Annotated in this window: 22 protein-coding genes; 10 read left to right on the top strand and 12 right to left on the bottom strand. The window is 40.8% G+C overall.

The genetic code is table 11. The features are described 5' to 3' along the window. The first annotated feature begins 63 nt into the window (after window positions 1-63). The 3 genes from V7S74_RS02760 to mtgA are packed head-to-tail and all read left to right on the top strand — an operon-like array spanning window position 64 to window position 3218. The gene (locus tag V7S74_RS02760; protein ID WP_406777237.1) at window positions 64-1293 is read left to right on the top strand and encodes a M16 family metallopeptidase; all 1230 of its coding nucleotides are present in this window, start codon (window positions 64-66) and stop codon (window positions 1291-1293) included. Between the two features lie 4 nt (window positions 1294-1297). Continuing rightward, a complete protein-coding gene (gene hemW, locus V7S74_RS02765) occupies window positions 1298-2413 on the top strand; it encodes a radical SAM family heme chaperone HemW (protein WP_406777238.1) in 1116 nt (371 codons plus the stop codon). Window positions 2414-2438: 25 nt separating this feature from the next. Then, window positions 2439-3218 (top strand): monofunctional biosynthetic peptidoglycan transglycosylase, encoded by a 780-nt coding sequence (gene mtgA / locus V7S74_RS02770; RefSeq protein ID WP_406777239.1) that lies wholly within the window; start codon window positions 2439-2441, stop codon window positions 3216-3218. Here the strand turns inward: mtgA and V7S74_RS02775 are convergent. Continuing rightward, complete coding sequence (locus V7S74_RS02775) at window positions 3213-3530, bottom strand: MGMT family protein (RefSeq protein WP_406777240.1); 318 nt, start codon at window positions 3528-3530, stop codon at window positions 3213-3215. The two genes, mtgA and V7S74_RS02775, sit on opposite strands and share 6 nt — an antisense overlap. After that, entirely contained in the window at window positions 3530-4102 is a 573-nt protein-coding gene (locus V7S74_RS02780; RefSeq protein ID WP_406777241.1) for a DUF3109 family protein, read from the bottom strand. Before V7S74_RS02780 ends, V7S74_RS02775 begins: the two co-directional genes overlap by 1 nt. A gap of 58 nt (window positions 4103-4160) precedes the next feature. Here V7S74_RS02780 and V7S74_RS02785 point away from each other — a divergent pair, with 58 nt between their 5' ends. Then, window positions 4161-5069, top strand: a complete 909-nt coding sequence (locus V7S74_RS02785) for a lytic transglycosylase domain-containing protein (RefSeq protein WP_406777242.1) — start codon at window positions 4161-4163, stop codon at window positions 5067-5069. Here the strand turns inward: V7S74_RS02785 and V7S74_RS02790 are convergent. Together V7S74_RS02790 and V7S74_RS02795 are read right to left on the bottom strand one after the other, a co-directional pair. Beyond that, window positions 5046-5684 carry an O-methyltransferase gene (locus tag V7S74_RS02790; RefSeq protein WP_406777243.1) on the bottom strand — a complete coding sequence of 213 codons (639 nt, stop codon included), beginning with the start codon at window positions 5682-5684 and terminating at the stop codon, window positions 5046-5048. The two genes, V7S74_RS02785 and V7S74_RS02790, sit on opposite strands and share 24 nt — an antisense overlap. Beyond that, the gene (locus V7S74_RS02795; protein WP_406777244.1) at window positions 5685-6455 is read right to left on the bottom strand and encodes a class I SAM-dependent methyltransferase; all 771 of its coding nucleotides are present in this window, start codon (window positions 6453-6455) and stop codon (window positions 5685-5687) included. It lies immediately after the preceding gene. Between the two features lie 90 nt (window positions 6456-6545). Here V7S74_RS02795 and rlmB point away from each other — a divergent pair, with 90 nt between their 5' ends. After that, window positions 6546-7340, top strand: coding sequence for a 23S rRNA (guanosine(2251)-2'-O)-methyltransferase RlmB (gene rlmB, locus V7S74_RS02800; protein WP_395618704.1), 795 nt, complete (start codon window positions 6546-6548; stop codon window positions 7338-7340). Here rlmB and V7S74_RS02805 read toward each other — a convergent pair. Continuing rightward, complete coding sequence (locus V7S74_RS02805; protein ID WP_406777245.1) at window positions 7337-8086, bottom strand: SDR family NAD(P)-dependent oxidoreductase; 750 nt, start codon at window positions 8084-8086, stop codon at window positions 7337-7339. The genes rlmB and V7S74_RS02805 overlap by 4 nt on opposite strands. Before the next feature lie 81 nt (window positions 8087-8167). Between V7S74_RS02805 and pth the strand changes: the two genes are divergently transcribed. Together pth and V7S74_RS02815 are read left to right on the top strand one after the other, a co-directional pair. Further along, window positions 8168-8728, top strand: a complete 561-nt coding sequence (gene pth / locus V7S74_RS02810) for an aminoacyl-tRNA hydrolase (protein ID WP_406777246.1) — start codon at window positions 8168-8170, stop codon at window positions 8726-8728. 248 nt (window positions 8729-8976) lie between these two features. Next, window positions 8977-9435 carry a hypothetical protein gene (locus tag V7S74_RS02815; RefSeq protein WP_406777247.1) on the top strand — a complete coding sequence of 153 codons (459 nt, stop codon included), beginning with the start codon at window positions 8977-8979 and terminating at the stop codon, window positions 9433-9435. Between the two features lie 231 nt (window positions 9436-9666). Here V7S74_RS02815 and metG read toward each other — a convergent pair whose 3' ends face one another. Continuing rightward, a complete protein-coding gene (metG, locus tag V7S74_RS02820) occupies window positions 9667-11697 on the bottom strand; it encodes a methionine--tRNA ligase (protein WP_406777248.1) in 2031 nt (676 codons plus the stop codon). 125 nt (window positions 11698-11822) lie between these two features. Between metG and rpsU the strand changes: the two genes are divergently transcribed. After that, window positions 11823-12017: a 30S ribosomal protein S21 gene (gene rpsU, locus V7S74_RS02825; protein WP_130896373.1), complete on the top strand. Its 195-nt coding sequence runs from the start codon at window positions 11823-11825 to the stop codon at window positions 12015-12017. A 37-nt stretch (window positions 12018-12054) separates the two neighbouring features. Further along, window positions 12055-12924, top strand: a complete 870-nt coding sequence (locus tag V7S74_RS02830; protein WP_406777249.1) for a tyrosine-type recombinase/integrase — start codon at window positions 12055-12057, stop codon at window positions 12922-12924. On the opposite strand, the gene V7S74_RS02835 is transcribed toward V7S74_RS02830, so the two are convergent. The 6 genes from V7S74_RS02835 to V7S74_RS02860 all read right to left on the bottom strand — a co-directional run bounded on the left by V7S74_RS02835 (window position 12921) and on the right by V7S74_RS02860 (window position 19048). After that, complete coding sequence (locus tag V7S74_RS02835; protein ID WP_406777250.1) at window positions 12921-13856, bottom strand: homoserine kinase; 936 nt, start codon at window positions 13854-13856, stop codon at window positions 12921-12923. The two genes, V7S74_RS02830 and V7S74_RS02835, sit on opposite strands and share 4 nt — an antisense overlap. Window position 13857: 1 nt before the next feature. Next, window positions 13858-16320: a bifunctional aspartate kinase/homoserine dehydrogenase I gene (gene thrA, locus V7S74_RS02840; protein WP_406777251.1), complete on the bottom strand. Its 2463-nt coding sequence runs from the start codon at window positions 16318-16320 to the stop codon at window positions 13858-13860. A 65-nt stretch (window positions 16321-16385) separates the two neighbouring features. Then, on the bottom strand, window positions 16386-16898 hold the full coding sequence (locus V7S74_RS02845; RefSeq protein WP_406777252.1) for a DUF421 domain-containing protein: 513 nt from the start codon (window positions 16896-16898) through the stop codon (window positions 16386-16388). A 5-nt stretch (window positions 16899-16903) separates the two neighbouring features. Continuing rightward, on the bottom strand, window positions 16904-17305 hold the full coding sequence (locus tag V7S74_RS02850) for an ExbD/TolR family protein (RefSeq protein WP_406777253.1): 402 nt from the start codon (window positions 17303-17305) through the stop codon (window positions 16904-16906). A 4-nt stretch (window positions 17306-17309) separates the two neighbouring features. Then, entirely contained in the window at window positions 17310-18062 is a 753-nt protein-coding gene (locus V7S74_RS02855) for a MotA/TolQ/ExbB proton channel family protein (RefSeq protein ID WP_406777254.1), read from the bottom strand. A 56-nt stretch (window positions 18063-18118) separates the two neighbouring features. Next, complete coding sequence (locus tag V7S74_RS02860; protein ID WP_406777255.1) at window positions 18119-19048, bottom strand: Ppx/GppA phosphatase family protein; 930 nt, start codon at window positions 19046-19048, stop codon at window positions 18119-18121. An 86-nt stretch (window positions 19049-19134) separates the two neighbouring features. On the opposite strand from V7S74_RS02860, the gene V7S74_RS02865 reads away from it, so the two are divergent. Then, the gene (locus tag V7S74_RS02865; protein WP_406777256.1) at window positions 19135-20538 is read left to right on the top strand and encodes a tetratricopeptide repeat protein; all 1404 of its coding nucleotides are present in this window, start codon (window positions 19135-19137) and stop codon (window positions 20536-20538) included. The last annotated feature ends 39 nt before the right edge of the window (window positions 20539-20577 follow it).

The raw sequence follows: 20577 nt of genomic DNA on the forward strand, positions 1-20577 counted from the left end.
GAAAAGGAAGCGATTAGCCATAAAATTACTTATTTTTGGGACATTTTTCTTAAGAACCCATTCATGAATTCAATTCACCTGCATACTTTATCTAATGGAATCACTGTGGTGCACCGTCAGGTGCTTCATACCGAGATCTCTCATTTAGGTATTATGTTAGATATCGGAAGTCGGGATGAATTAGCTGGAGAAGAGGGTTTAGCGCATTTTTGGGAACATTTAGCCTTTAAAGGCACCCAGAAGAAAAGCAATATGCAGATCATTAACCGCCTGGAAATCTATGGTGGTGAACTGAATGCCTACACGACGAAAGAAAAAATTTGTTTTCACGCCTCCATTCTAAGCCCCTATTTCGAGCGGGCGTTAGAACTATTAACGGATATCACCTTTGATTCCATTTTCCCGGAGAAAGAATTAGAAAAGGAACGTTCGGTCATTTTAGAGGAGATGTCGATGTATTATGACGCTCCAGAAGAGGCGATTCAGGACGATTTCGACGAATTATTATTCCCTAATCATCCCTTAGGTGTTAATATCTTAGGGACCACCGAGACGGTTCAGTCCTTCCAAAAGAAAGACCTAGAAGCCTTCATCGAGCGAAATTTAGACACTTCCAGAATCGTTTTTTCCTCGATTGGTAAATTAGATCCTACCAAAGTATTTTCCTGGGCTGAAAAGCATTTAGGATCGATCAAAGCAAAGAAACAAATCGTTAAACGCGTGGCGCCGTCTGCTATGATTCCTCAGACGAAAGTCATTAAAAGAGGCATTACACAGTCCCACGTGGCTTTAGGTCGTCAATCTTTTGCGATTGAAAACCCTAACCGACTTGCGTTCTTCCTTTTAGTCAATCTGTTAGGAGGTCCCGGAATGAATTCCTTGTTGAACGTTTCCGTACGCGAGCGACACGGTCTTGTCTATTCCATCGAAGCGAGTTTAACCTCCTTTTTAGATTCAGGTTATTGGGCCATTTATTTTGGCACGGAACCTAATCAGGTAAATAAGTCCTTAAAATTGATCCAAAAAGAGTTCGCGAAACTGCAGGAAAAAGAATTAACGGCTCCTCAATTAAAGAAGATTAAGAGTCAATTAAAAGGCCAATTAGCCATGGCTGAGGAGGGCAACTTGAACTTTATGTTAATGATGGCGAAAAACTTGCTTGACCGAGAGAAAATCGAAAGTTTAGACGAAATTTTCGATCAAATTGACCTCATTGACAGCGCACACATCCAATCATTGGCAGTAGAAATGCTGAATCCAGATACCCTGAGTTATTTGATTTTCGAACCTTAAATTCGTGCATCTCTACCTCCATATCCCTTTTTGCAGACAAGCTTGTCATTATTGCGATTTCCATTTTTCAACAAATACCAGTAGAAAAGAGGAAATGGTACAGGTTATTTGCCGTGAAATAAGCGCACAAAAAGACTATTTAAACGGAGCTCAACTGCAAACCATTTATTTTGGCGGAGGTACCCCTTCCCTCTTAAAGGACGCAGAATTAGACTCGATTTTTCATGCGATAAGCACTCACCATTCCATCGCTATCAATGCAGAAATTACCCTAGAAGCAAATCCGGAAGACTTAACTCCGGAATACTGCCAAATGATTGCCTCGAAAGGCATCAATCGACTAAGCATCGGAATCCAATCTTTTCAAGACAAAAACCTGGTCCTGATGAACCGAAATCACCACGCTAGCGATTCGATTCAAGCGATTAAAAATGCGCAAGAGGCAGGAATAAGTAATATTAGTATTGATTTGATTTATGGAATTCCTTCGAATTCTCCGGATGATTTAAATGAAGATTTAGCAAAAGCGACTTCCTTAGGTGTTCAACACATTTCTGCTTATAGCCTAACGGTGGAACCTAAAACGGTTTTTGGGGTTCAGAAGAAGAAGGGGGCATTTACTGAAATTCCAGATGCTGCGATGGCTCAAGCTTTTACCCAGGTTCGAGATTATTTAGAAGCGGCTGGGTTTGAGGGATATGAAACCTCGAATTTCGCCAAAGAAGGCCACTATTCCATCCACAATACCAGTTATTGGCAGCAAGAACCCTACCTCGGTATAGGTCCATCTGCCCATAGTTTTAATAGTTTTTCAAGACAATGGAATGTCTCTAATAACGCCAAATACCTAGCAGAAGGGCATTTACTAGCGGAAAAGGAAGAACTGAGCCCTGCGGATCAATTGAATGAGTACATCATGGTTCGCTTACGTACGAAATGGGGAATTAATCTCGTGGAAGTGCGGGAACGTTTTCATAAAATGGGACAAGAGTACCCAGAAAAAGAAGTACAATCCTGGATGGCGCAAGGATATGCCCGTTTAGAAGGTGAAAACTTAGTTCTAGTGAACGAAGGCAAACTAATTGCTGATCGTTTAAGCAGCGATATTTTTGTGGTCTAAGGCCTTTTTGTAATTTTACACAGCTATGGCAAAGAGAATTGAATTCACGAAAAATACCTCAAACGCAAAAGGCGGAGGAAATAAATTTGAACGTTTATCCAAAAAGAGCCCTAAAAAGCGAGGATGGCTAAAGAAAATCGGATTTTTCTTCCTTTATCTCATTGGATTCAGCCTTTTCTCAGTCGTATTCTTAAAATTTTTCCCGGTTTATTTCACACCTACCATGGCCTCAAGGAAGATTGATGCGCTGCTAGAAGGAAAGCCCTCTAAAATATACTCCCAGTGGACACCCTATAAAGATTTAGATAAAAATGTAGCCATCGCTGTGATCGCCTCAGAGGATCAGGCCTTTCCAGATCACCACGGATTTGATTTTGATGCCATGTGGGGTGCTGTAAGACATAATTTGAAGGGTAAGAAAATTAGAGGGGCTAGTACCATTTCTCAGCAAGTCGCTAAAAATGTATTCTTATGGCAAGGCAGAAGCTATGTTCGCAAGGGATTAGAAGTCTATTTTACCTTCTTGATTGAATTAATTTGGGGCAAAGAGCGTATCCTAGAAGTGTATTTAAATGTAGCGGAGACGGGACCCATGACTTTTGGGGCTGAGGCAGCTTGCAGACGCTTTTATGGGCATAGTGGTGCAGAAATTTCTACTTCAGAAGCTGCAAGAATCGCGGCGGTTTTACCCAGTCCCAATCGTTTCTCGATTGAAAATCCCTCCGCCTATGTGCGCAAACGAACATCGGCTATTCAACGCCAAATGAGAGGTTTAGGGGGTACGAAATACCTTCGAAACTTATAATAACTCGACAGAAGGATCCCAGAAATGGGAATGAAAGTTTTGAATTTGGTCATTCTGAATGGTCAAACCCTCTGCTTCTAACAATTCTTGCATTCGATTCCCACCGAAAAAATTCTTCCCAGTCAATACCCCATTTCGATTCACCACTCGATGTGCTGGAATAGACGCTTGACCGTGCGATGCATTCATCGCCCAGCCCACTAATCGAGCACCTCCTTTAGAACCTAAATACCCTGCAATAGCTCCATAAGAGGTCACTCGCCCCGAGGGGATCAAGGAAACCACCTGATATATCGCATCAAAATCAGCCATTATTCTTCTTTACGCTCTTCGATTTCTTGACATAATTCCGCGTACCATTTCTCGCCAAACTTGCGAATCAAGGGTTCTTTTAGGAAAACATAAATAGGTACACCTAAGGAAGCGCCATTCGAACAGGCATCCGAACAAATCGACCAACGGTCGTAATTTAAGGCCGTATAATCCGCTAATTTGGCAAGACGAATCGGGTATAAATGACAGGAAATAGGCTTTCTGAAATCTGTTTTGCCTGCAAAATACGCCTGCTCAATGCCGCATTTCAAATGACCCTTATCGTCATATAAAGCGTAGGCACATTCGCGTCCTTTGATGACCGGAGTAGAAAAATCACCATCGTCATCTTTCACCCAGGCTCCAGTTTTTTCTAATTCTTTTAAGCCTATTTCAGATAAAAATGGCTTGATATCGTCTTGAATTCGCTCTAAAATCTCTAGTTCCTCTTCCTCTAATGGAGCGCCTAAATCACCCTCCACGCAACAAGCACCCTTACATTTGGCTAAATCACAAACAAAAAACTCGTCTGCTACATCGGAAGAAATTACCGTATCGTCAATTAAAATCATCTGCGTATTTTTGAACCACAAAGGTACAGATTATAGTTTATTAAGGTAATTTTACAGGATGAAATACCTTTGGCTACTTTTATTCTGTTTGCCGCTTCATGCGAAAACGGCCTTCCCTGATTCACTCTTGATCGGGAATGTGAAAGTATTCATACATCCCTCAGCAAAAGCGATCTTAGAAACGGAGCAAAAACGCTTAGGAAGCAACAAGAAATTTGTGGAGGGAATGAAGGAGAAAATGCGCTTCTATTTTCCCGTCATGGAGCCTCTATTGAATGCAGCGGGCATTCCGAATGAATTTAAATACCTTTCCGTACAGGAAAGCGGACTAAATCCTGTAGCCGTTTCCACCTCTCAAGCCGTGGGGTATTGGCAATTTAAGGCTGGTACAGCCACTGATGTGGGCATGAAAGTCAATGCCCAGGTCGATGAGCGCAAGCACATTATCGAAGCCACAAGGGGTGCTGCGAACTATTTCACCCGCAATAACCGTGTTTTAAATAATTGGGTGGGGACACTTCTCTCCTACCGATTGGGTTTAGGAACGGCTAAGAAAACGTCCTATGTGATGGATTGGGTGGGTAAATCGGATATTCAAGTAGATTCAAGCACAGACTGGTATGTATTGCGTTTCTTAGCCTACCAAAAATTCTGGGCAGATGAATTTAAAAAGGATGATTCCCTAGGAATTCAACCTACGAATCAGGCCAAATTGATTTGTTACGACAATTCTTGTGGCAAAAACCTCTATGAAATAGCGGATGAATTAAACGTCAGTTATGATGATTTGAAGAAATACAATCCGTGGATTTTGAACGATTACATACCAGATGATAAGAATTACATCATTTATCATCCATCTTCGGTGACCTTTTTCGACAATTCCCTTCAGATTCCGGAGATTCTAGCGCCAGATGATTTTCTGCTACCGCCCAAGAAGAAATTAGATAACCCGCAAAAGGAATAATCCATCTCGAATAGGCATCAATAAGGGCTCCACACGTGAATCGGTGGCTACTTTAGTATTGAAATCGCGCAGGGCTTGCGTTGACTTGTCTTTAGCAGACTCATCGATAATTTTACCACTCCATAAGACATTATCTACTAGAATAAGGCCCCCTGAACGCATTTTATCAATCACTAGATCGAAATACAGCGCATAATTACGCTTATCCGCATCGATAAACACCAGATCAATCGGACCCGAAATCGATGGGATTTCGACAGCCGCATCAGCAATTCGGTAATCTATTTGATTCTTGAAAGAAGAGCGATTAAAGAAAGAACGCGTAAAACTTTCTAGCTCCTCATTGACATCGATGGTAATTAATTGTCCATCCTGCTGTAATCCTTCGGCAAGACAAAGGGCGGAATACCCGGTATAGGTACCTATCTCGAGAATGAGAGCGGGTTGATAAACTTTGGAAATAAAGGACAAAAAACGACCTTGCAAATGACCTGAAAGCATTCGAGGCTGCAATACCATCGCATGGGTCTCCCGAACTAACTCCTTTAATAAGTCGTTTTCAGGTTCCGTATGCAAGCGTGCATATTCCTCAATGCCCTGGTCAATAAACTCCATCTATTTGATACCTGTATAAAAGAAATCCAACGAATTAGCTGGATCCTGGCTTAGGAAATAATCGTCCACCTGAATAGAGCTCACTAAAGAATTATTCGATTTAGACATCGATAAACGGCTCATGCGATTCGCGATATCATAGGGAATCTGCAACCAGGTTCTTGGTAATTTGTATTGTAGATTGAAAATATCGAAACGCGTGATTCTCTTCACCGCCACCTTATTTTCTTCGTAATAATCCATCACTTTTTGATTCCCGTGTACCCCTTCTGTGATCACCTCAGAGAAATGTTTCTTCATCAAATCACGTAATTCAGGCGCTAAATACTCGCGTACATGCCATGGATTACGCGTTAAAGAGAAGGTCTTATTCACCGTAGTCAAATACAATTTCCCTCCTGGCTTCAGCACGCGAGCGGCCTCAGCTAAGAAGAAATCATCGTTTTCGATGTGCTCAATCACCTGAAAAGTCACCACATAATCGAAATGGTTCGATGGCAAATCCTTCAATGGAGGCAAGAACATATCAATGAACTTGAATTTCGGGTAGGTCTTAGATAGACTTTCCATTAATTCTGTATTCTTATCTACTCCTGTATATTCACTTACCGAATCTTCTAAAACGCCTACTCCGCGTCCCGTTCCACATCCGATCTCCAAGACATTACCAGAAAGCAATTTACTCACATGGATATAAGGATATAAAAGGCGCTGGTGAACAGGGTTATCTGAAGGAATATCAGAGGAAGCAATTTCGGTAGTTTTATACATTCTAAAAGGATTAGAAGACAAAGGTAAGGAATTATCTAGCTGAAATGTTAAAAAAAATGACGACCTTCGTGCAAAATTTCAAGCAACAACGTGTCAGAAGAAAACGCATCAAGACCCCCATTTAAGAGACCATTTAGGCATTATACTGCCCCTGTAACAGACAATAAAGAGTTTGTTTTTGGGGTACAATCTGTTCTAGAAACCCTTCGTTCTGGGAAGGAAATTGATCGTTTATTAGTCCAAAGAGAACTAGGAAACACGGAAATCCTCGATTTAGCGAAAGAAAAAGGCATTCAAGTTCAGAAGGTGCCTTTGGAAAAATTAAACCGCATCACACGGAAGAATCACCAAGGTGCGATCGCTTTCGTTTCGGCTATTCACTACGCAAAATTAGAGAATGTCATTGCAGATACATTTGAGAAGGGTGAAATCCCCTTCATTTTGATCTTAGACCGTGTGACGGACGTTAGAAACTTCGGTGCTATTGCGCGTACTGCTGAATGTGCAGGAGTTCATGCTATCGTTTTACCTTCTCGTGGAGCCGCTCAAATCAATGCAGATGCGATGAAAACGTCTTCTGGAGCCTTGAACTTTATCCCAGTTTGCCGTGAAGATAGCTTAATTCAGACCATCGACTTCTTACAAAACTCCGGTTTACGTGTGGTAGCTTGTACGGAAAAAGCTAAAAGCACGATTTACGAAGTGGATTACAAGGACCCGATTGCTATTATCATGGGATCTGAGGAAGACGGAATCACAGACGAAATCATCCGCAAATCAGATGAGATCGCTAAAATCCCTCAAACAGGTCAAGTAGGATCCTTAAATGTGTCGGTTGCTGCGGGTGTCATCATTTTCGAGACCGTTCGCCAACGTTCAATTTAATTTTTTCGAAGTATTTGTGTGGCTGAAGCTTGAGCTTTGGGCAAAATAGTCACGTCCGCAATATTCACATGAGCAGGTGCTGTAACGATATAGCGAATTAAATCTGCAACATCTTCTGCCACTAAAGGTTCGAAACCTGCATAAACCGATGCTGCTTTCGCCGAGTCCCCTTTAAAACGTACATTCGAGAATTCTGTATTAACTGCACCTGGAGCCACATTGGATACCTTAATACCGAACGCATTTAAGTCCTGACGCATTCCAGCTGATAAAGCTTCCACTGCTGCCTTAGAAGCACAGTACACATTCCCATTTGGATAGGTTTGCTTTCCTGCGATAGAGGATAAATTAATGATGTGTCCTGACTGACGTTCCACCATTCCTTTAATTACCTCTTTCGATACATATAATAGACCTGTTACATTAGAAGACATCATCGCCTCCCAATCAGACACGTCACCATCTTGAATAGCGGACATCCCGTGGGCATTACCTGCATTATTGACCAGAATATCGATATTTCTCCAATCCCCAGTTAAGGATTCAAAGGCCGAAATGACAGATTTTTGATCCGTCACATCAAAGACTAGAATCGTCGAATCCACCTTTAAACTTGCTTTCAACTCATCTAAGCGCTCTTTTCTTCTTCCACACAAGATTAAATGAAATCCTTCTTTCGCTAAAGATTCAGCAGTGGCGCGGCCGATTCCGGAACTCGCACCTGTGATACAGGCTATTTTATTCATCGAATTAATTTTTCACGAAGGTAAGTGCAAAGAGGTGTTCTAAAAAATTTGAGCGTAATTTGTATGCAAATTCAATACCCTATGAACTATTTAATCGTTGGATTGGGCAACATAGGCCCGCAATACTTATTTACTCGGCATAATATCGGATTTATGGCGGTTGATTATTTGGCCAAACAAAAAGACATCAACTTCAAAACCGATCGTCTAGCCTCTGTGGCTTCCTATAAAGAGAAAGGGCACACCATCTATCTGATTAAACCCACCACATTTATGAATCTCAGTGGCAAGGCCGTTAATCATTGGTTGAACTTCTATAAGATCGAAAAAGAGAACATGCTCGTATTAGTGGATGATTTAGCGCTCCCGTTCGAAACCTTGCGTTTAAAGCCCAAAGGTTCATCGGGAGGACATAATGGTTTGAAAAGTATCGAAGAAGTCCTATCAGGCTCTGAATACCCTCGTTTGCGCATGGGTATAGGTAGTGATTTTCCCAAAGGAAGGCAAGCAGATTACGTGCTTAGTAACTTTTCTAACGCAGAATTAGAGACCATTCCCTTTATTTTGGACAAAACCGCGGAGATAATTGAATCATTCTGCGTTGAAGGACTCACCAAAACAATGAACAAATACAACCAATGATTGTATTTTTTAAAGAATATTTGAATTTTTCCGTAATTCTTAAATAAGAATTAATCAAAAGGTTTGAAATAATAAGCCAAATATTATTCTGCAATACAAATAAAAACTTGCAAATAATTCTGAATTTAACATCGAATTAAGAATTTTCAGAAAAATTAAACCCAAAATAGACTAAAATAAAGTTTTGCCATATTAAAAAAATGCAATAATTTTGCATTGTTGATTTAGATAATAAATATAACAAAAATATGAAGAAGACATTATTATTAGCTAGCTGTTTAATTGGATTAAACCTAGTTGCGGTTGCAGGAGAAGAAGCACGTTCATTTAATCGTTCAAACGATTTATCAGTAAAAACAGAAACATTATCAGAAGTAATCACTTCGTTGATTCGCAAAGATGCTCAAGTGAAGAGCGCAAGCGCAGCAACATTGACTATATCGATTTTAGAAGATTTCCAAAATAACAATACATCTTACCTAAAAGTAACTGAATCAGAAAAAGCGGTTTTCAACCAGACCATTAAAACTATTTCTGAGCAAGGACAAAATTTTTCAGATGTTAAGACGTTAAATTGGATCAAAGAAATTAATCAAGCAGCGAAAAAGATCAACCTAGTATGGTCAATTGTTAGCGCTGAGCCCGTTATCGACACTAATTTTGATAACAGCTCGGAACAACAAGAGCACTTGATTGTTATGTTATAATTAGATTGTTAGTAGTTTTCATAGTTAAATAGGTTTAGAGGTAATCAAAAAAGGTGAAGTTTTTAACTTCACCTTTTTTTTATATTTTTTTTGCACTAATCTTATAAAATATCCGCCAAAGCATTATATTTGTATAAATTTTCATAGTTAAATAGGTTTAGAGGTTAAACAAATAAGGCCAGAAGTTTCTTCTGACCTTATTTTTATTTTATACCTAGCCTATTTTGGGGCTTAATTCACAGTCCCACCGTTCCAGATTTGCTTATTCGGCTGCACTAATGCTAGACTTCCATCTGCATCTTCTGCCATTAGAATCATCCCCTCACTCTCTATCCCCATCATTTTACGCGGCGCTAGATTAGCTAAAAAAGTTACTTGTTTACCTACAAGATCCTCTGGAGCAAAATGTTCTGCAATACCAGACAAGATCGTACGTGTCACAAATCCATCATTTACCTGAAGCTTCAAAAGCTTCTTGCTCTTTTCCATCTTCTCTGCTGCGACGATTTCGCCTATGCGAATGTCCATTTTGGCAAAATCATCAAAGCCTACCGTTTCTTTCAAAGCAGGCACCGATTTCGAAGCTATTTCCATCTGAGCTTTTGTTTGAGTTAATTTGTCCACTTGCTTTTGTACCTCCTCGTCCTCAATCTTTTCAAATAACAATCCTGGATTCTGCAAGGCAGTTCCAGCAGAGATTACCTCAAAATTACCTAAACTAGACCATTCAAAAGAAGTCATTCCTAAAGCTGAACGCAATTTGTGCGCGCTAAATGGAATAAAAGGTTCAAGTGCAATACTCGCTTGAGCCACTAATTGAACCGCGTAATTCAACACCGTTCCAGCCTTCGCTGTATCCTCTTTCATGATCTTCCAAGGCTCCGCTTCCGCCAGATATTTATTACCCAAACGAGCGATTTCCATCGCTAAAACGAGCGCATCACGGAACTTGTAGTTTTCTAAAGCAGCTTCCAATTTAGCTGGAATATCTGCCACAGCGGCCATTAAATCAGCCTCTAAACCAGTTCCTTCTAACTTAGGGGGAACCACTGAATTAAAGTTCTTATCGATTAACACAAAGGCCCGATTCACGAAATTGCCTAGGATGGCTACTAATTCAGAGTTGTTTTTGGTCTGAAAATCAGCCCAGGTAAAATCGGCATCCTTCGTTTCAGGACTCGAAGCCGTTAATGCATAGCGCAAAACGTCTTGCTTTCCAGGGAAATCCACTAAATATTCATGCAACCAAACCGCCCAATTACGTGAGGTCGAAATCTTATCCCCTTCTAGGTTCATAAACTCATTCGCAGGCACCTGATCCGCTAATTGATAGCCTCCGTGTGCCATACACATCGCTGGGAAGATCAAACAATGGAAGACAATATTATCTTTTCCAATAAAGTGAACAATCCGGCTATCTTTAGCTTTCCAATAGGTTTCCCACTCCGGCGTTAATTGCTTCGTCATGGAGACATAACCGATAGGCGCATCAAACCATACATAAAGTACTTTCCCCTCCGTATCCGACAAAGGAATAGGCACACCCCAGTTTAAATCACGTGTCATCGCACGAGATTTCAAACCTTCTTGCAACCAAGATTTCACTTGACCCGTCACATTTGACTTCCATTCCGGATGTGAGGCGATGTATTTTTCTAATTCTGGTTGCCATTGATCTAAGGGCAGGAACCAGTTTTTGGTAGGCTTTAAAACGGGCTTAGAACCACTTAAAGCTGATTTTGGATTAACTAATTCAGTGGGTGAAAGTGTCGTTCCGCACTTTTCGCATTGATCACCATAGGCGCCCGGCTGCTTACAAGAAGGACAATCACCCGTGATGTAGCGATCCGCTAAGAATTGTTTGGCCTCTTCATCATAAAACTGCTCTGTCACTTCCTCCACAAACTTCCCTTCCTTATATAATTTAAGGAAGAATTCTTGCGAAACTTCATGATGAACAGGATCGGATGTACGACCGTAAATGTCAAACGAAATACCAAATTGCTCGAAAGAGTCTTTAATCTCTTTGTAGTAATAATCAACGACTTGTTGTGGAGTTTTACCCTCTTTAGCGGCCTTAATGGTAATAGGCACTCCGTGTTCATCTGTTCCAGACACAAAAATCACATCCTTCTTTTGAAGGCGCAAATAGCGAACATAGATATCTGCTGGCAAGTAACAACCTGCTAAGTGACCGATGTGAATAGGCCCGTTCGCATAAATTAACGCTGCAGTAACCGTTGTCCGTGAAAAGTCTGACATAATTTTCTTTAAGATGAAAGCACAAAAATAGGCAAAAACATTCATTGAAATAATCGATTCAGCTATTGCGCATCAAAAAAATATTACTATCTTTGCACACAATTTAAAAAAACAGACAAAAGAAAATGTTAATTATTTCGATAAAAGAGAACGAATCAATTGATAAGGCTTTAAAGCGCTTCAAGAAGAAATTTGAAAAAACAGGTGTAGTGAAAGAACTACGTAGAAGATCTGCTTTCGAAAAACCTTCTGTAGGTCGTCGTAAAGAAATGATTCGTGCTGCTTACAAGCAAATCACTTACGGAAATATTAATAACTAATTTCCTATACATTCTTTAAAGGAATTGACTAATTTCGATGATGAATCGTGAATTAGTCAATTTTTTTTTGGACCACCTGTCCATCGAAAGGCGCCTCAGTTCGCACACGATTACCTCCTACTCCACTGACTTAGAGCAATTTACCGCTTTTGTAAATCCCACAGAACTCCAGCAGGTTCAAGCCATGGATGTCCGGAAATGGCTCATCAGTTTATCCGATGATAGCCTCCAAAACCGAAGCATTAACCGCAAATTAGCCACGCTTCGGACCTTCTATAAATACCTTTTGCGAACAGAAAAAATCACCGAAAATCCGATGACATCCATTCGGATGGTGAAAACCACGAAGAAAATCCCCCATTTCGTCCGAGAATCGGAGATGGAGAATCTCGTGGAGAACCGGATCATCGCCACTAATTTTAGTGAAGCGCGCGACGAGCTCATCCTATTTTTATTGTATGGAACCGGCATTCGACTCGCTGAACTCATCTCCTTGCAAAACTCACAAGTCAATTTAGCGGCTAAAACGATCCGCGTCATTGGTAAACGAAATAAGGAGCGGATGATTCCGATTCCAACCTTCTTAGTGGAACTCATGGAGACTTACCGTCAATTTTGCACCTTCGATAACGCTCATTTATTGCTAACGGACAAAGGAGAGCCACTTTACCCGATGTTTGTACAACGATTAGTCAAGAAAAATTTAGGGGAATTCAGCCAGCTGGAGAAACTATCTCCGCACGTATTGCGTCATACCTATGCGACGCACCTGTTGAATAGAGGCGCTGATTTAAATGCCATCAAAGAATTATTGGGCCACGCGAATCTAGCCGCAACCCAAGTCTATACCCACAATTCGATGGAAAAGATGAAGGCGATTTACCAGCAAGCGCATCCTAAAGCTTAATCAGCTAAGACTATGGGACCTTTTTGATTGATTTGGGAGACATATTGCTCGGATCCGATACCCAAAGCAGCGAATTCAGCAGCCATGGCTTCAGCCACTTTCTTTGCTGTTTCCTCTCCTTTCGATAAGGCAAATAGCGATGGGCCTGAACCAGAAATCGAGCATCCTAAGGCGCCATTTGCGATAGCCGCTGCTTTCACTCCTGCGAATCCAGGTATTAAGATGGCTCTTGACGGCTCGATAATCACATCGACTAGGGATCTACCAATTAATTCATAATCAGGCAGTAAGAGACCAGCTACGAGGCCTGCTACGTTACCCATTTGGGTAATGGTGGTGGATAAAGAGATCTCTTTATCTAAAATTCCTCGGGCATCCTTCGTATTAACCTCGATTTGAGGATGAACGATGCTGGCATATAAATCTTCAGGCACAGGTACTTGAATGATATCGAGCGGATCGTAGGAACGAATGACGATAAAGCCGCCTAATAAGGAAGGGCCTACATTGTCTGCGTGCGCGGAGCCGCAGGCGACGCGCTCACCTTCCATCGCGAAGGGCAAGAGGTCTTTTTGGGATAATGGGCGGCCCATGAGTTCATTTGCAGCGAAAACGCCCGCAACTGCGGAAGCAGCAGAAGAACCTAAGCCAGAACCTAAAGGCATATCCTTGTGCAAGGACAGCTCAAAACCCTGGTCTTCCCGACCGATGAAGGTTAAATATTTTTGGATGGCGATACCGGCGGTGTTTTTCTCCACGGCTTTGGGTAAACGACCATCGTCGCCTGTAATTTCTTTAATAATGATTCCAGGTGTAGAATTCTTTTCTAAAACGACCTCATCTCCCGGGTGATTTACCGCAAAACCGAAGATATCGAATCCACAAGCCACATTCGCTACCGTTGCAGGCGCATATACACGTATCTTTTCCATATTATGCGAGATGACTACCAATGGATACAATATCAGCAAAAACGCCTGAAGCGGTCACTTCAGCTCCTGCACCAGGACCTTTGATGACTAGTGGACGATCATGGTAACGTTTGGTCGTAAAGGCAATCACATTATCCGCGCCATCCATCTGATAGAAAGGATGAGTAGGACCTACCGAACGTAAACCGATCGTGATTTTTTGATTTTCCAAACAAGCAATGTAACGCAGAACCTCCCCTTTCGAAGCGGCTTCGTTCACTAATTGCTCGAAGAAATCGTTTGCCTTATCAATCTCCTCAAAGAAGGCATCCACTGATGGTTCTGCTTCACAAGCAGGAGGAATAATCTTTTCAATCGTGATATCAGAGAATTCTAACTTCATTCCAATTTCCCGACTTAAAATCAAAATTTTACGAGCCACATCCATACCACTCAAATCTTCTCTCGGATCTGGTTCCGTATAGCCTTTCTCTTTCGCCGTTCTCAATACCTCACCAAAAGATTTCCCCGGCTTAAATTGATTAAACAAGAATGATAAAGTACCGGATAAAATCCCCTCAATTTTCTCAAAGCGATCACCCGATGCGATTAAGCCTTGCAAAGTATTAATAACTGGCAAACCGGCCCCTACATTCGTCTCATACAAGAACTTAACACCCTTAGCTAGAGCCGTTTGATGCAATTGAGCATACAATTCATAAGGTCCTGAATTCGCTACCTTATTCGGGGTTACCACCGAGATATTGGACTGGAATAGGCCTAAATAATTCGTATAGATTTCTTTGTTTGCTGTACAATCCGCAAAAATAGAATTAGGCAAGTTCAAGGATTTGATTTGAGCAATAAAACCAGCTAAATCTGCCTCCTGACCTCTTTGATTCAACAAGTCCAACGCTTTATCTAACTCAATTCCCTCTTCTTGAATCAATTGCTTTCGACTATTAGCGATACCGATTAAACGAATGCGAATACCTTTGTATTTGGCCAAATAATGCTCCTGACCAATAATTTGCTCTAATAAAGTCTTTCCAATCAGACCAGCGCCTACTAGATAGAGGTGCAAGGTTTTGATTTGGGAAAAGAAAAAAGTTTCGTGAATAACGTTCAGGGCCTTAGAAAGGTCCTTATTTTCAATCACAACAGATATATTCAACTCGGATGAACCTTGCGCTGTAGCCACAATGTTAATTCCATTTTTACCCAGAGAAGAGAATAATTTACCACTCACACCGGTGTGCTTGCGCATACCTTCTCCCACAATTGCGATAACGGATAGGTCTTTTTGGATATCGATGCCCTCAATATCACCTGCAGCCATTTCTGTCGCGAATTCTTTTTCTAGCACTTTACGTACCCTCTCAGATACCGATGGATCAATGGCAAAACAGATGCTATGCTCAGATGACGCTTGGGAAATCAAGACAACTGATATTTTTTCGCGGGCTAATACCGTAAATAATTTAGCCGAAACCCCCGCTACTCCAATCATACCCGAGCCTTGTAAATTAACCAACGCTAATTGATCAATCGACGAAATACCTGTAATGATATAGGGACTACCCGTCGGTTCTTTGCTAACAACCGTTCCTGCAAAAGAAGGATTAAACGTGTTTAACACACGAATAGGGATATTTTTCGCAAAGGCAGGCTGTAAAGACGGAGGATAGATGACTTTAGCCCCAAAATGGGTTAATTCCATCGCTTCCGCATACGAAATCGAAGGAATCGTAAACGCAGACTTTACTTTGCGCGGATCTGAGGTCATCATACCATCCACATCCGTCCAGATCTCGATCTCTTTTACACCTAAAGCAGCACCCAAAACGGAGGCTGTGTAGTCAGAACCACCACGACCTAGAGTCGTAGTCTCCCCTTTTGAATTAGACGCAATAAAGCCGGTCACCAAGCCTATTTTGCCTTTATTTGTTTCAAAGAAAGAGTTAATCAAGGCATTCGTCTCAGCAAAATTTACTTCTGAATGACTAAATGCACTATTGGTTTTTATAATTTCGCGCGCATCGACGTAAAGAACAGGAAGTCCTTTCTGCTGTAAAATGGCAAAAATTAAATAGGTAGAGAGTCTTTCACCAAAACTAACCAATAAATCAGAGGTCTTAGGCGAAATCTCTTTGATCAAATTAATACCTTTCAATACATCCCGCAATTCATTCACCAAAGTACGCACATGGGCGATAACTTGGCTTTGCCCCGTCACCGGAATAAAGTGCTTAATTACGTCAAAATGGCGTGTTTCGATGGTCTCAATTAAGGTATTTACCGTGCTTTTCGGCTGGGCCGCAAGGGTGCCCGCTTCCAACAAATGATTGGTCACACCGCCCATGGCAGAAAAAACAACAGCAAAGTCTGAGGAGGATTTCCAGTTTGACTCGATAATCGTCAAAACGGATTGAATGCTTTCGATGCTTCCACAACTAGTCCCACCGAATTTTAGGATTTTTTCCATTAAATAAGAAAACAAAATGATACTCAGCTCTACAAACAGCTAAGATTTAAGGCAAATATACGATTTTAGGCTGTATTTCTGCCTATTATTTGCAGGGCTTTATGCTTTCTTTTACTTGAATTACGATAATTATCCGTTAAAACAGAAATATTCCCATCTACTTCGAATACAGCTAAATCCACCTCAGAAAGACTAGATACGCCATGTTCTCGAACGACCGCCTCTAATTGTACTAAAGTAAGCCCAGCTTTTTTAAGACCTGACTCTTTAACGACTCCGTGATAAATCAATAAGACAGGCTCACCTTCAATGGCTTTGGCTAAAAATGGGCTATAAGAAGAGAGAAATTTGAAACCATAATTCATCACAAATAAAGCGAAAGCGGCTACTAAACCACCGCCTAAACTGGAGTCTGAGCCGACCATGGCATTTTGAACGGCATTAGAAATCAACAAAATGAAAACCACATCAACCACCGATAATTGTGCAAATTCCTTCTTCCCAAAAAAACGAATAGCCGCTACGATGAACACGTATACGGCTATTGATTTGAGGGCGATGAGTACATAGCCTTCCATAAATTCTATTTTTTCTTTTCTGCGGCCATGACCATAGCTAATTTTAATTTAGCCGCTAGGTCGTAGATATTCGTTAATTCTTGTACTGTTTGGTTGCGATCCATACGAACCACTAATGTTACCGCTTTTTTAGAAGTGGCTTCCTTTGTTAATTCAGCCTCTAGATTCGCCACATCCACTAAACGATCATCAATATAATAGTTCAGTTGCTCATCGACCGTTAAACGAATGACTTCATTCGCTGGTGTAGGCATCGGCTTCGCCGTTTCTGGTAAAAGCAATTTAATCGCATCAGGTGAAGCAAGCGTTGAAATCATTAAAAAGAACATCAATAGAAAGAAAAGGATATCCGCTAGGGCGCCCGTTTCTACTTCTGATGCTTCTCTGGCTCTTTTTCTAAAGTTCATTGAATTAAGATTTAGAAGCTGGCTTGTGAAGAATATCTAAGAAATCAATCGCTGTAATCTCCATTTTATTGATCGTACGATCAATCATCGTCGTTAATAAAGTATACAATACATAGGCAATGATACCCACAATTAAACCCGATGCGGATGTCACCATTTTCTCATAAATACCCCCTGCAATCGTAGAGATATCAATTTTATTTGAAATCGAAATGTTGTGGAAGGTACGAATCATACCCGTAACTGTTCCTAAGAATCCGAACATCGGTGCAATACGAGCAATGGCACTAAGAATACCTAAATTCTTCTCCATGTTGTAGATTTCCACTTTGGCCTTATTCTCAATAGCCGCCTCAATATCGCGAATAGGTGATCCTAAACGAGACAATCCTTTTTCTAACAACTTAGCGATCGGATATGAATTCGTTTTGCAGAAATTAATCGCACCTTGTACATTTCCTGCTTGCAACATATCATTGATCGTGTGCAAGAAATTCTCATCTAATTTAGCCGTTTTACGAATGTATAAATAGCGTTCGATGAACAAGAAAACGGCTGCAGCAAACAAGAAACCGATTGGATACATCACATATCCCCCTTTTCCCAATAGGTCTAACACCGAAAATTCTTCTACGACTACTTTAGTCACTTCTTGAACCGGACCAGAAGCATTAACAATAGAATCTGCCACAGCAGAAGAAAGTGAATCGACGGTTACACCCGCCTGAAGTAAAATAGTTGCTAGCGATAAAGCCATAGGATGAATTGATTAATCTTATTAACTACAAGTTTACAATTTTTTTTTTATAATCTCTAGGGTTGTTGTGAGGAAGGAGCTAGTTCTTTAAACCAAAATCCTTCTTTCAAACTGTAGGAAGAAAACCAAAGCTGTTTTACTTCCAATTCCCGCAATACCTTCTCAATTAAAAAGGTGGCATAAGGGAAAATACTTGCCCTGAATGCTCTCATACCAGGATAGGCCTTCCGCTCTTCATAAGGCAAGGCGTCAAGGTTTAATTTATGTTGCAAAAACTGGTTCAAATCAATCTCGCAAGAAGCCGGTGCATTTCCTGGTCTATTCTCTAAATCCAAAATCGTCTCAAAAGCACCTGCGGCCCCTATCAATACCTCGGGTTTTGACTTCTTACAGATCTGGAACAAAACACCTATTTCTTTCGTCACATGCGCATCTAAATCCTTTACAATCGACAAATTAAACTCATTATTGACCGAAAAAAGAGACTTTAATCGCAAGCCACCTAATTCTAAACTCACTCGATACAGGACATCATATCCCTTAAATAAGATGAATTCCACACTTCCTCCCCCTATATCCATCACTAAACTCGTTTTCCCCCAACGATCAGGAAGCGAATTTCGTATCCCCGCATAGATATATTCTGCTTCTTGAATTCCATCAATCACTAAAATAGAGACTCCGAGTTCTTCTTTAACCCTTTGTAAAAAATCCCCGGCATTCGATGCTCGACGTAAAATGCTTGTTCCGATGGCATAAAAATCGCTAATGTCTCCTCCTTTGGACAAAAACAAAGAGACGAATTCGTGTAAGGCGACAAGCGCCCGATCCATCGCATCTTCTTGTAGCACTACCTGTTCCATAGCTCCCATCCCCAAACCCACCGGGCGTTGTAAGTGCTCTAACACCTGGAAATGGTCTAGTGGAGAAATAAGTAACTGGAAGGTATTCGTACCGAGGTCCGCAATAGCGCAGATTTTTGACATTATGAGTTATTTGGAACAAAAATAAGCCGAAAAGGGGTTCAAGAATAAATAATATTCTTTATTTTAGTAAAAATGTATTTTGAAAAATGCTAGATCCCGAATTCGACGAGAATAAAGAAGACATTCAATCTTCCGTACAGCGCTACGAAAACATGTTGAATCAGCAAGAAAACGCGTTTTTCGATGCAGAAACCCTAGAACAAATCGCCGAACATTACTTTGTTCAATCCCGATTTGACCAAGCTTTAGATGCCGTTAATTTAGGACTTTCCCATTTCAATTATTCCCTCGAATTAATTACCCTAAAAGCCCAAATTTTAGGTGAAATGCAGCGACCTGAAGAGGCCATGGAATTAATCGAAAACTCCATCCTGCTTTTCCCAAATGACATCGAATTAACCCTGGTGAAAGGCTATTTACTAAGCCAAATGGGCCAGCACGAGGAATCTATCCAACTCTTTTTAGCGGCTTTAGATCGAACAGAAGAAAAAGATGAAGTCTACTTTCGCATCGGTTTAAGCTACCAGGCTTGGGGGAAACCTCGGGAGGCTGTGGATATGCTGAAAAAGTGCTTAGAGCTTAATTCGGAGAATGAAAATGCCCTGGTAGAACTCGCTAATTGCTTAGACGAAATAGGTAAAATCGAGGAAAGTATCCCCTATTACAAGCAGTTTATTGATGCCGATCCGTTCTCCTTTACGGCTTGGTATAATTTAGGTATAGCTTATTCGAAATTAAAACAGTTTGAAAAGGCGATCGATGCCTATGAATATTCGCTGGCGATTGAACCTACTTTTGGGTCTTCTTTATTCAATTTAGGCAATACTTATATGAATATTCAAGAATATGCGAAGGCAGAAGAAGCCTATCAATTATGCTTGAAATACGATGATCCGAATCCAGAATTATATTGCTGTTTAGGTGCAAGTATCGAAAGACAACGCCGATTTGACGAAGCCTTACCCTTTTATAAAGAGGCCATCAAAGTCGATCCTTTATGGGATGAAGGCTATTATGGATTAGCGGTTTGTCTAACGGAGATGGACAAATGGTTTGAAGCCTTGCATTTCCTAAAAAAAGCGCTGAAACTAAATGACACGAATCCTTTATATTGGACCGGTTTAGCAGATGTAGAATCCTATTTAGGCAATCCCGTTTCTGCTGATGAGGCCTATGCCAAATCCGTAGATCTAGATTCCTTCTTCGCTCCTACTTGGGTAAAATGGGCGCAGTTGCATTACGATCTTAATGATTTCGAAAAATGTGCTGAAATCATGCTCTCTGCCATTGACGAACTACCAGAGGAAGCAGATTTATATTACCGTGCCGCTATCTTTTTAATCAAAGCAGGCCAATTTAAAGAGGCTTTTCATTTCTTAGAATCTGGGCTCCTGTTAGATTATGATAAACACGAAATTATATTTGAATACTTTCCTAATATGGAAACACAAAAGGCGATTTATAAGTTAATCCAACAGTACAAGAAATAATTATTGCCGTTCATCATTTTATCATTACCCTTAATTCAA

It is taken from the genome of Aquirufa novilacunae (assembly GCF_045310505.1).
In the GTDB taxonomy this organism is placed as follows: Bacteria; Bacteroidota; Bacteroidia; order Cytophagales; family Spirosomataceae; genus Aquirufa; species Aquirufa novilacunae.